Raw genomic sequence first — 12,264 nt, forward strand, 5'->3', positions numbered from 1 at the left:
ATGCTGGATTTCAGGAATCGAGACGGCCAAGGACGATCGCGTCCTCGGCGTCCCAGGCGATCGGCACTGCGTCGCCGACGGCAACCGGCCTGGCGAAGAAGCTGGTGTCGTCGACGATCACCGTGAAATCTTCGATGCCGGCGCCATTGACCAAGAGCTTCACGGTCGAACCGCGGTACTCGATGTTTGAAACGATGCCAGTGAAGCCGAGCCCGGCTGCCGGCGGCTCGCCGATGCGCACGTGGTCGGTGCGAATGGCGATGTCGATGGGTTCCCCGGTCTCCCTGCCCTGCCCGCTGGCGGCGAGCGTGACGCCGACGGGCACATCGAAAACGACCATGCCGTCGCGACTGCCGGCGACGCGCCCGGAGATGACATTGTGGTCGCCCATGAAACGAGCGACGAAGGCCGTGGCCGGCCGCTCGAACACCGTGCGAGGGTGCGCCGCCTGCTCGATACGGCCGTCGTTCATCACCACGATCAGGTCGGCCAGCGCCATCGCCTCTTCCTGGCTGTGGGTGACGTGGACGAAAGTGATGCCGAGCGACGTCTGCAGCTTCTTCAGTTCGGCTCGCATGCGGATCTTCAGGAAAGGATCGAGCGCCGAAAGCGGTTCGTCGAGCAACAGCGCCTCGGGATCGGTGATTAAGGCGCGCGCAAGGGCAACGCGCTGCTGCTGCCCGCCGGAAAGCTGCGCCGGGCGGCGGCTGGCATAGGCCTCCATCTGCATCAGCTTCAGCATGTCGAGCGCCTTGGCGCGGCGCTCCTCCTTGCCGACGCCTTTCATCTTCAGGCTGAAGGCGACGTTGTCGATCAGGTCGAGATGCGGAAACAGTGCGTAGGACTGGAACATCATGGCAGTGCCGCGCCTGGCCGGCGGCAGGTCGGTGACCACTGTGTTGCCGAGACGCACGTCGCCACTCGATATGCTCTCGTGCCCGGCGATCATGCGCAGCGTCGAGGTCTTGCCACAGCCGGACGGACCGAGCAGGCAGCAATAGGTTCCCGCAGGGATTTTCAGGCTGATGCCTTCGACGGCAGTCGTCGCGCCATAGACTTTCGAAACGGACACAATGTCGATTTCGGCGGCTTTGGACATCCAGCTTCCCCTTTGGTCGGATTAGCCAAAGCATCATGCGTGCCAGTTGCGCGCCGCCGCACCAACTGACTGAATCCTCGAAGAAATCAGGGCTGCCTCTATGTAGCTGCCGACACGTCGCCCTTGTGCGATGCACAAATTATAGGCGATTGCCGCCGATCTTCGTCAAGATCGTATGCAATCTTTTTCATCTCTGTATTCACTTTGTCTCTCGTCCAAGCGATGCGATTCAGGGTAGAAGAACGCAGGACCACTGCCATGAACATTGCCGACCAGACCTTCCCTGCTATCGAGGCCGCCAACGAGGATCGCGCGCAGGCGATCCGCGACCAGTTGCGCGACGCGATCGTCGATCGCCGGCTGGCGCCGGGAACAAAGCTTTCCGAAGGCGAAGTCGGCACGCTGTTCGATGTCAGCCGCACCGTGGCGCGTGCCGCACTGCAGATGCTTTCCTTCGAGGGATTGGTGCGCACCGAGCGCAATCGCGGCGCCTTCGTCGCCAATCCGTCGCCGGAGGAAGCGCGGCAGGTTTTTGCTTCGCGCCGGCTCATCGAACCAGGCATCGCGATCGCCGCCGCCGGACGGATAACGCCGGCGCATGTCGCCGCGTTCAAGGCCCAGCTCGACGAAGAAGGCCGTTTCATCGCCGAACGCGGACCGAACGCAAGGCGATCGGAGATCAAGGCGTCGGGGGATTTTCACCTGCTTCTGGCGTCGGTCGCGGGAAACGTCATCCTGCAGCGCTTCATGGAGGAATTGGTCGCTCGTTCATCGCTGGTGATCGCACTCTATGGCCGCTCGGGCATCTCGAGCTGCGGCCACAACGAACACACGCAGATCCTCGAGGCGCTGGAAAATGGCAATGCCGAACGCGCCAGCGCGCTGATGCTGCACCACATCGACCATATCGAGGCCGACCTCGATTTGCGCGTCAGGAGCGGCCCGGCACTCAGGCAGGCGCTCGAGTTCTGAAAATTTGCCGTTCGCGGCAACCTCGCCATGCCCATAATCACCTTTGCCCGACAAGCGCTTGCCTTGCGAAGCGCGCGCGGCCGCACGCCTTCCCCCAAAGCGCAAGATACGGCCGGCGGTTGAGGTGCCGTACACGATACGTAAGTGCACCCGCTCAATGATTGCGTCGAGATAAGCGTCACATGCTCGGGGCCGCATGTAGACGCATCGAGGTATCGAGCCGGGGATGTCGCAATGCGCAAGGGCCTTGCCGCGGTGCTTATGGATTTCGTCAAAACTCGTCGGTCGCGAGGAAGCTGCGCCTCGCTGGACCTTTCGTTTGGCCGGATTATCTCCGGAATGACAGCGGTGTCTTTCATCTTGCTGCCGACGGTGGGCTTCACCAGCGATCACATCTCCGCCTGGCGCCTGGGCGCCCGTATCGTCGCCGTCGGGCTGCCGGGCGTGGCCGGCGTGCGCGAGGTGGGGCGTTTTCATAATGGCGGACCGATACCGGGAAATCCGGAATTCCTGCTGACCACGCGCGAAGGACGTGTGCTCGATCCGCTTAGGGTTCTGGTCGCGGTAGGCAGCAATTTCGGCGCGCCACCATGCGATCTCGTATTCAAACCTGGCGCGATCCTGTCAATCGATCCGCGCGGCGACAAATCGGGCACGATCCTGGTTCCGCAGGATCTCACCGACCAAGATCTAGCCGACTATGGCGGAGCGAGCCCAGTCCAGCTCTACACGGCGCAGAGCGAGCCATTCCTCAACCGGCGCTACAATGGCCAGGCTCGAACGGCGCGGCTGGCGGCGGCATCCGGACCGCGCTACATCTCGATCAACAACGCCTTTGGAAGGCCCTGGATCGCCAACGCGCCGAACGGATTGGCCGGCGAAGGCAGCGTCACCGTCGTCGACCCCGACGGAGCCCCGCTCGACAATGCGCCAAGCCGCGAGGCCGGCGGCGTGTTCGCCGGCCGGTCTACCGATCGCAAACAAGCGCAGATCGCTCAACCCACTGGATGGCTGGCGAGCGGCTGGCTGGCCAACGGATGGCTGGCGAAGCGGCTGAACTACCGGGCAAGCGGCCAACTGACGCCCGGCGGGCTGCAGACCGGCGCGCTCGGAACGGCGTTTCTCGGCCCGTCACCGGACGGCAGCGGATTTGCCGTGTTCGCTGCGGTCACTGCGGACGGCAGCGTGGTCCAGGTCCATGTCCAGGACGGTGTCGACGGCCTAGCCGGCCCTGGCACGGTGAGCACGGGCCGCAACAGCGGCGACGATCCCGGCGTCATCGGCATTGCCTTCAAGTGGAATCCGGACCGTGTTCTCTACATCGCCGACCCCGGCCGCGACCGGCTGGTGCTGCTGAAACTGCAAGACGACCGGCGGCATTTCACGGTCGCCGGGGCTGGCATGGTCTCGCTGCCGGAATTCGATCGTCCAGTCGACATCGCCGCCGCTGTCCCCGAGATCGCCAATCCGCACTTTTCGAGCCATACGACGCTTGCCGGGGGGTCGGACCTGTTCGTCGCCAATCGCGGCGACGGCTCGCTGCTGCGCATAAGCCAGGACGGCCGGCTTCTCGCACGAGCGACGATCGACATCCCTGGCCTTGGGCCTCTCGGCGGCGATCGCCTGCGAGCCATCGGAACGTCGGCGGACGCGCAGCGGATCTGGATAACGATAGGCGGCGAGCTTCCCGGATTTCCCGGCCGCGACGGAGCGCTGCTCGAGGTTCCTGCTTTTGACGAGCACGGCGTGTCGGCGACGGCCCAGCAGACGCAAAATGCTGCCGCCAACCCCGATCTCGCCGCTCGCGGAAGGGAGCTGTTTCAGACCGATTTCACGCCGCGGACCGGTCTTGGACCATTGTTCAATGCGACGTCCTGCCTGTCCTGTCATCCCGGCCCCGGCGGTGCGAGCGCGGATGAGAACCGTTTCGCGCGCAGGATAGCCCATATGGATCCGGGATCCGGGCGCACGGTCCCGATCGATCATCCCAACAGCCCGGTCGCCCGGCGCTACATGCTGCGCGATGGTGCCGGCATCGCGGCTGAACCGGCTGCACTGCCGCAGCAGGCCAATGTCATCTCGCTGCGCATGCCGCCCAGCCTCTACGGCGTCGCTGGCATAGACGACATACCCGACAGCGTCATCGAGGCGCAGGCAGTCAGCAAAGGCGACGGGATCAAGGGCCGCCCGCACTATGTCCTCGATGCCAACGGCGCGACGCGCGTCGGCCGCTATGGCTGGAAGGCCGACATTGCGGTCCTCGAAGAGATGGTCGCCGACGCTTTCACCAGGGAGCTCGGCATCACCAGCGTCGTCTCCGGCCACAGCGGGACGGACACGCAACCCGTCGAACAAGGGTCCGGAGAGATCGAGGCGGTGGCTGCCTATCTGCGAACGCTCACCCCGGCCGAGGAGGCCAGGCGATGAGCATCGCCCTGACGTTTTCGCATGCGCCGGAACAAGCGCACTCGATCTTGCCCGGTATAGCCGTGGCGGCCGCGCTCGCCCTTGCGGGCGGCTGGATTGCCGGCGGATTGGGCGAGCCGCTGTCGCGCAATCCGGTCCTCGTCGCCATGCTCTTCGGGCTGCTGATCGGCAACAGCTTTGCCTGCCCCGACGTCCTGCGCCCGGGGCTCGACTTCACCAAGCGCTACCTGTTGCGCCTGGCGGTCGTCCTTGTCGGCTTCCGCATCACGACGCGACTGTTCCTCGATCTCGGGCTGATGCCGCTCGCGGTGGCGGCCATCGAACTGATCCTGGTCGCGGCTTTGCTCTACGCCATCGCACGTAGGCTGTTCAGGCTGGAGGCCGAGATCGCGTTGCTGGTCGCGGTCGGAAGCGCCGTCTGCGGCGCAGCCGCCATTCTCTCAGTGGCTGCGCTGATGCGCGCACGCGACCAGAGCGCCGGGGTTGCGATCGCCCTGATCACGCTCAGCGGCACCGCGGCGCTGCTCGTCTATCCCGTGATGTTCCTGGGCGGCTGGCTGCCGCATCTCGACGACCGGCTCTACGGCGTGTTCGTCGGCGCGAGCATCTTCGAACTGGCGCAGGTCTACGGCGCCTCCTTCGCAGTCTCGGACGGGGCGCTGAACACCGCTACCCTCGTCAAGCTCAGCAAGGTGCTGATGCTCATCCCGCTTCTGCTGGCCATCGGCACGTTCTTTCGCGGCCGCAAGAGCGCGCCCGGAGCAACGCCGATCCCGTTCCCGTGGTTCATCGTCGCCTTCATCGGCGTGGTGATGCTCAATTCGCAAATCACGCTCGATCCGCAACTGCGCCGCGGCATTCTCGACGTCGACCAGTTCCTGTTCCTGATGGTGATGGTCGCGCTCGGGGTCACCACACGCATCGGCCGTCTCGGCGAAGCCGGCGGTGCGTGGCGCCTGATCGGCCTCGGCTCCAGCGGAGTGCTTTTGTCGGCAACCCTGGCCTATGGCGCACTGATCCCGTTCTCGGCCGGCTTCCTGGCCTCGCCGTCGGTCTCGAGCGAAAGCGCAATGCTGGCCAGCGATGGCGGAAGGCTCTTCGCTTCGGTCGGCTGCGCCAAATGCCATGTGCCGGCGCTGGCGGGCACAAACGGCGAAGTCAGGCTCTACTCGGACCTTTTGCTGCACGACATGGGATCGGCGCTCGACGACAAGATCATCCAGGGTAACGCCATCGGCGCCGAATGGCGGACAACGCCGCTGGTCGGCATCCGCCTGCGCCAGCGCTTCCTACATGACGGCCGCGCGACCACACTGCGCGATGCAGTGTTCGCGCATGGCGGCACGGCGCAGATCGTCCGCGACCGCTTCTTCGGCCTGGACGAGGCCGACCGCCAGGCGATCCTCGATTTCGTGAGCAGACTATGAACCGGCCGCGTCACGCCAAAACCGGACCGAATCGCCATGCATGAAGGCATCATCGCGGAGCTGAACCATCTCGACGGACCCGAGCTGCTGGCGCCACTCGTCACCGACTTGTTCCGCGGAAAGGTAGCGCTCGTCTCCTCATTTGGCGCGGAATCTGCGGTGTTGCTGCACATGGCCGCATCGATCGACAGGTCGCTCCCCATCGTCACGCTCGATACCGGAAAGCTGTTTGCGGAAACGGTCGCCTATCGTACGCAATTGACGGCCTTGCTCGGCCTCACCGACGTGCGCATCGTCACGCCCCGGGCAAATGTCCTGCGGGTGCTCGACGGCTCTGGATCGCTGCACCGCAGCGATCCGGACCGGTGCTGCCACATCCGCAAGGTGCTGCCGCTCGAGAAGGCCCTGAGCGGTTTCAAGGCCTGGATTTCCGGCCGCAAGCGCTATCATGGTGGAGTTCGCACGGATGTTGCGACGCTGGAAGAAACTGACGGACGCCTGAAAATCGAGCCGCTCGCCCGCTTCACCCGGCAGCAGATCGAGGTCTATCTCGACCATCATCGCCTCCCCCGGCATCCGCTCATCGAAAAAGGCTATTTCTCGATCGGTTGTGCGCCCTGCACCGTCGCGTGCGGCAGTGCGGACAATCCGCGCGCGGGCCGCTGGAGCGGATTGTCGAAAACAGAGTGCGGGATCCACCGGTCGCCCATCCCCTCGCACAATCCGGTCCCGTCCGCTTCCCGATTTCCGGTTGCGTAAGGCACCGAAGACCCGGGCGCCCAACAAGCCTTGAAAACTAGGCACGCTTGCGAAAACTGGGAGATCAATCGCCGGGAAACTAGGTGACCGTACCGATGTGCGCGGATGCCACTGCGCACAGGATGAGCTCGTGCGTTTGGAAAGGACTGCCAGGCAGCCCATGAGCTTGCCAATCGGAGGGAATAGCCATGATCAGGTCTTCTACCGGATTTGGAGCCGACGGTCGAAGACCGAGTGCGAGGTTCGCCCGCCGTCCATTGCCCAGTTTCAGGTTGCGCAACCATCGAGATCCGCCCTCCCGGGATCAGCCAGTGCCGCTTCATCTACGAAGCCCCCACGAATTGTCGCATGACTGCGCCAGGCTAACGTCAATCGGATCGGCGGGACGGTCATGGCAGCACGACCGTCGCTCGATGATTGGTCGAGCGGGAGCCCCCATGGCCGCCTTAGACGCCTTTGAAGCCGATGCGACGCAACCGCTCTCGGGCACAGGCCGGATCGCCAAGCTGGCGGCGCCGCGCAGCGCCAGGATATTGAGGCGGAACCGCGTTCTCGAAGCGATCGATCGGGTGTCGCGGTCGAGCGTATGCTGGGTGGCGGCACCGGCCGGCTACGGCAAGACGACCGCGGTCATCGATTATCTCGAAAGCGTCGAGGCGCCGCACATATGGTACCGTGTCGATGAGGGCGACCAGGATATAGCGCGGTTCTTTCAATATCTGGCGCAGTCGCTGGACTCAGTCTCGGCTGGAGACATGCCGGTCTTCGGCGTCGAGTATGCCGAGCAGCCGAAGGAGTTCGCCAGGCGCTTTTCCAGAGCCTATTTCGCTCGGCTAAAGCCGGGCACAATTCTGGTGCTCGATGATTTGCACGACGCCGATACCGCAGAATTTCGGGCGGTGCTTTCCGAGATGTTCCGTGAACTTCCTGACACCGTCCGCTGCATCTGTGTCTCACGCACGCTGCCCCAGGAGGAATTGGGCGACCTCATTCTCAAGGGCAAAATGGCTGTCATCGACCGCCACGCGCTCGAATTCTCGACCGCGGAAGCGCGCGATCTCGTCCACCTGCGTTCGAGGGACGCCGCTCGGGTCGATGTCGAGGCGGCGCGCGGTTGGGCGGTCGGGCTCGTCCTGCTCGCGGACCAAGGCACCAAAGCCGGACTGGACGGCACAACGGAGACGGTCCCCGGCGGGCAGAACGTGCTGCCCGACGTTCTCGGTCGTCATTTCTTCCTTTCCCTTCCCTCCGTCGACCAGGACATGCTGCTGAAACTCAATCTGCTGCCCGAAATCAGCGCCGGGTTGGCTGACGAGATGATCGGGTCGGGCGAAGCAGGAAAGCTGCTCGACAGGCTTTACAGGCGACAGTTTCTGGTCACGCGCTCGGAAAACAACCGCGATATCTTTCACCTTCATGACCTCTTGCGCGACTTCCTCGAGCGTCGTTTCGCACAGCAAATTGCCAGGGAAGAGCAGCAATCGCTCCGGCGAAAGGCGGCGAAGGTCCTTGCGGGGGCGGGCCGTCATGACGAAGCCATACGCCTCGCCTTACAGGCCGACGACTGGGACCAAGCGAGCGACCTGCTGCTGAGCCGCGCAGAGGACTTGCTGGCGCAAGGGAGCCGCGCGACCTTCATCGAGTGGTGCGGCCGATTGCCGGAAACCATCATGAATGGCTGGCATTTCTATTGGCTGGGCGTGGCCCACATGCCCGACGACGCTGCGGCGGAGCGTTGGCTGTCCAAGGCGTGGCAAGCCTTTGGCGAGGCCGACGATCTGCGCGGCCTGTGCCTCACTGTGTCGCGGGCGGTGTTGGTCAAGACTGCCAGCTGGCGCACGTACGAAGGTCTGTCCATGTGGACGCGACGGGCGTTCGAGCTGATCGAACGCGGGCTTCCGGAACTACCTTCCGAGGAAGCGATGCTGGTACGCATTGGCATGATGCGGGCGCTGAACTTCGGCGACGACTGCTATCGCAGCAGCCCCGCCGGACAAGCACTCGAAACCGAACTCCTGGAGCGGTTGACCCGGAATCCCGAGCACGATCCGAGCGGATTGCGGCTGCTTGCCAGCGAAACGCTGATCGATCTTTCGGTATCGACCATGCGCGCCGATCTGTTCGCCAAGGCCGTCGACAGCGTCGTTGACGATTTGAGTGACAAGAGCGTGCTGCCTTGGATTCTCGGCATGTGGCTGGTCGCCTTTGGTGCGGAAAGTGGACGTTATTTTCCCTACAAGAGAAGGGATTTTCCCTATCCGTCGGCCGAAGCGGCGTTGCGGGCGGCGATCGCGATTGGCGAGCGCGAATCGCTGAGGGGCGTGGAGTTCGGGGGGCTCTATCATTTGCAAATGCAGATGAAGGTCCGCAACGATTTTGCCGAGTTCCACCAAGTGGTCGAGCGTTTGGCCGAGATCGCCGACAGCCGTTTCACCACGCAGGTCGCCGTCGTCGCCGATTGCCACGCCGCGCTCCATGCCAGGCAAGGCGATTTCACGGCCGCTTACCAGGATTGCGAGCGCTTCATGACTGCCATCGAGGCGGCCAACGAGCCGATGATCGAGCGCTGGCCGCACTACATCACGCAGTTCCAGGTGCTGCTGGCGGACAGGAAGCCGCGCGAAGCCGCCGTGCTTCTCAGCGATCTGCTGCCGCGGCTGGACGGCGGCGCCCACAAGCGAACCGAGATATGCATTCTGGCAGCGGCCGCATTGGAGAACCTGTGGAGCGACGATCCGCACTATGGCGACCGGCTGCAGGCCTTCCTGGAAGCGCTGCGCGACATCAGCTGGCCAATGGTGCTGCTCAATGTCCCGGAATTGCTCGCCGAACTGCTTGGCGATGCGCTTGAGCGCGGCATCGAGCCCGAGTTCTGCCGGTCGTTGATCCGCGAACGCCGGCTCGAGCCGCCGCCCCGGCGGCCCGCCGCCTGGCCCTGGCCGCTCAGGGTCCACGTCCTCGGAGGCTTTCGGCTCGAACTCGATGCAAACCCTCTCGCGCTCGGCGCGAAGCCGCCGACGAAGGCCCTCGACATCCTGCGAGTGCTGGCGATCTCAAAGGAAAATACCTGCTCGCTGGAGACCATTCAGGACTGGCTGTGGCCCAACCTCGACGGCGACCAGGCGCGGGCGGCGTGCGACCAGGCGCTTCATCGGCTGCGCAAGCTGTTGGGACGGACCGACCTCATCGTCCAGCGCGAAGGCAAGCTTCGCCTTGCATCGGACAAGGTCTGGGTCGACCTCGCCGACTGGGAAGCACGGCTCAAGACTGTCGCAAAGGTCAATGCGGAGGGATTGCGGCCAGACGCGGAGGCGCTCTTCCATGCATTCCCGGGTCCGTTGTTGTTGCACGAGCGAACCGCTTCCTGGTCGCTCCCGACTTGCGAGCGCGTGCGTCGCGAACTGATCGATCTTGGGCTGCGGCTCGGCCAGCGGCTGGAGGCGGCCGACCAAGCCGACAAAGCACGGGCGATATATTTAGGGGTATTGGACTTCTATCCAGATGCCGGACCGATCTGCAAAGCGCTGATAAAGGAGCAACTGTGCCGCAATGATTTCGAAGGCGCAGTTGACGAATATGGGCGCTACGAGCGCGCATTGCGTGCTGCCGGTGACGTAGCGGCCGCAGACATACGCGCGCTGGTGGCTCCCTATCTCGCGCGACGGGCGTCCCGACACTCGTATTGAAACGACACGTTCTTATGGCCATGGTACTGGCGGAATTTTCACCCGCCAGCGCTCAACGCACGATCCTCACGCACATCGGCGTGCCAATATCGATGGATCGGCCGGTGTCGGTCAGCCGGCCGGTTGCGGCATCACGGGCGAAAATCGAGATGCGGTCGGCATTCTGGTTGGCCGAGAACAGATGGCCGCCCGAGGGCGTCAGTGCCAGGTTGCGCGGCGTGGCGCCGCCGCAAGGCGTATAGCCGACAAGGGCAAGCCTGCCGGTTTGCTGGTCGATCGAAAACACCACAATGCTGTCATGGCCGCGGTTGGAGCCGTAGAGAAAGCGGCCGTCAGGCGAGATCTGGATGTCGGCGCAGTGATTGCCGTCGCGCGCCTCGGGCGGCACGGCCGGCTTGCTGTCGATCGCCGTAAGCTTGCCTGATGCTTCGTCCAGCGCCAGCGAGACAACCGTCGAATCCAGCTCGTTCATGACGAACACGAAGCGACCGCCCGGATGCAGTGCGAGATGGCGCGGACCCGCGCCTGGCGCAAGCGCCGACTCGGCGAGCTTCGTCAGGCTGCCGTCTGAGCCGATGCGATAGGACACCAGCCGGTCGATGCCGAGGTCAGCGACGATTGCCATGCCGCCGGCAACCGTCTCGGTTACGCTATGGGCATGCGGCCGCTCCTGGCGGGCAGGATCTGGCCCGGTCCCGCTATGGGCAACGCTCGACAACGGCGCTGTCAGGCCGCCATTCTCATCCAACCCATAAACCACGACCGAGCGATCGGGGCCGCCCTCGCCCATGCCGTAATTGGCGACCAGCAGCTTCGTTCGGTTGCGCGTGATGGTGTTGTGCGCCGTGATGCTGCCCAGCGTCGGCTGCTTGTTGATGTAGGACAGCGTGGCGGCCTGCCTGTCGAAACGGTAGGCCGAGACCACCCCTTCGCGCCAGGTGAACACTTCTGAGTTGGCATAGATGTGGGAGCCGTCCGGCGTCACCGACAGGAAGGTGGGATTGTCGATGTCTCCCGTCTCGGCCAGTTTCTTCGTCTGCAGCGTCCCTTCGTCGAAACTGTAGACACCCAGCCCGATGCCGCGCGCGCCCTGAAAATACGGGGCGTCGCGATTGAGGCTGCCGACGAAAACCAGACAGGCATTCTGCATCACTTCCTCCCTTGTTCCGCCGGCATTGGCCCCGACGGAGCAGGCAAAATTTCGCCTGTTCACGCTTGCAACACAACCCCATATGTGAAAATACTATTCACAAAAGAAGATTGACGGGAGGATCGATCATGCATTTCGCTGGTCTGCGGCGCGCCCTGATGGACGATTCCCGCTCCCAGAGGAAGTCGTCATGAGTGGTTTCGCGCCAACCGTGGGCGTGGCATCGACACACCCCGCCAACATGCCTAGGGATCACGCTGACCTTCCCGTCTGGAACGCGGAGAACTGGTTCTACGAAGACTGGCCGGTCGGCCAGAAGATCCGCTCGCTGCGCCGGACCATTGCCGAGGGCGACAGCCATCTCTTCAACACACTGGTGCTCGACATCCATCCATACGTGCAGGACCAGATGTTCGCCGAGACGCAAGGCATTTTCGGCAAGCGGCTGGTGGCAGGGGCCTTCGTGTTCTCGGCCGGGCTCGGTCTCGTCGCCACCAATTGCATCAACGCCTTTTCGTATGGCTACGACAAATTGCGCTTCATCAAGCCGGTGTTCATAGGCGACACGATCTATTCAATCCGCTCCAACCTCGACAAGAAGCCAAAATACAAGGAAATGGGGCTGATCCGCGCCAGCTATGAAGTCTTCAAGGGTGAAGGCGAGCTCGTGCTTTATTGCGAGCACCTGCAGACGGTGAAGTACCGCAATCCGGCCGATTTCGCCGGTAAGACGGAGAAATAGGC

General features: G+C 63.7%; 8 protein-coding genes. 6 read left to right on the forward strand and 2 right to left on the reverse strand.

Features of this window, described 5'->3' with window-relative positions:
• Positions 1 to 10: 10 nt before the first annotated feature.
• Entirely contained in the window at positions 11 to 1,099 is a 1,089-nt protein-coding gene (locus tag NKH93_RS17065; RefSeq protein WP_352819053.1) for an ABC transporter ATP-binding protein, read from the reverse strand.
• 258 nt (positions 1,100 to 1,357) lie between these two features.
• Between NKH93_RS17065 and NKH93_RS17070 the strand changes: the two genes are divergently transcribed.
• The 5 genes from NKH93_RS17070 to NKH93_RS17090 all read left to right on the forward strand — a co-directional run bounded on the left by NKH93_RS17070 (position 1,358) and on the right by NKH93_RS17090 (position 10,370).
• A complete protein-coding gene (locus NKH93_RS17070; RefSeq protein ID WP_352819051.1) occupies positions 1,358 to 2,071 on the forward strand; it encodes a GntR family transcriptional regulator in 714 nt (237 codons plus the stop codon).
• Positions 2,072 to 2,410: 339 nt separating this feature from the next.
• The gene (locus NKH93_RS17075; protein WP_352971154.1) at positions 2,411 to 4,498 is read left to right on the forward strand and encodes a di-heme oxidoredictase family protein; all 2,088 of its coding nucleotides are present in this window, start codon (positions 2,411 to 2,413) and stop codon (positions 4,496 to 4,498) included.
• On the forward strand, positions 4,495 to 5,925 hold the full coding sequence (locus NKH93_RS17080) for a putative sulfate exporter family transporter (protein ID WP_352819046.1): 1,431 nt from the start codon (positions 4,495 to 4,497) through the stop codon (positions 5,923 to 5,925). Before NKH93_RS17075 ends, NKH93_RS17080 begins: the two co-directional genes overlap by 4 nt.
• Before the next feature lie 36 nt (positions 5,926 to 5,961).
• Positions 5,962 to 6,684, forward strand: a complete 723-nt coding sequence (locus NKH93_RS17085) for a phosphoadenylyl-sulfate reductase (RefSeq protein ID WP_352612185.1) — start codon at positions 5,962 to 5,964, stop codon at positions 6,682 to 6,684.
• Positions 6,685 to 7,121: 437 nt separating this feature from the next.
• Positions 7,122 to 10,370 (forward strand): AfsR/SARP family transcriptional regulator, encoded by a 3,249-nt coding sequence (locus NKH93_RS17090; RefSeq protein WP_352971038.1) that lies wholly within the window; start codon positions 7,122 to 7,124, stop codon positions 10,368 to 10,370.
• Positions 10,371 to 10,422: 52 nt separating this feature from the next.
• On the opposite strand, the gene NKH93_RS17095 is transcribed toward NKH93_RS17090, so the two are convergent.
• Positions 10,423 to 11,520 (reverse strand): lactonase family protein, encoded by a 1,098-nt coding sequence (locus NKH93_RS17095; protein WP_352971041.1) that lies wholly within the window; start codon positions 11,518 to 11,520, stop codon positions 10,423 to 10,425.
• 190 nt (positions 11,521 to 11,710) lie between these two features.
• Between NKH93_RS17095 and NKH93_RS17100 the strand changes: the two genes are divergently transcribed.
• Positions 11,711 to 12,262, forward strand: coding sequence for a MaoC family dehydratase (locus NKH93_RS17100; protein WP_352455282.1), 552 nt, complete (start codon positions 11,711 to 11,713; stop codon positions 12,260 to 12,262).
• Positions 12,263 to 12,264 lie beyond the last annotated feature (2 nt).

This window comes from Mesorhizobium sp. M0954 (assembly GCF_040319155.1).
GTDB lineage: Bacteria > Pseudomonadota > Alphaproteobacteria > Rhizobiales > Rhizobiaceae > Mesorhizobium.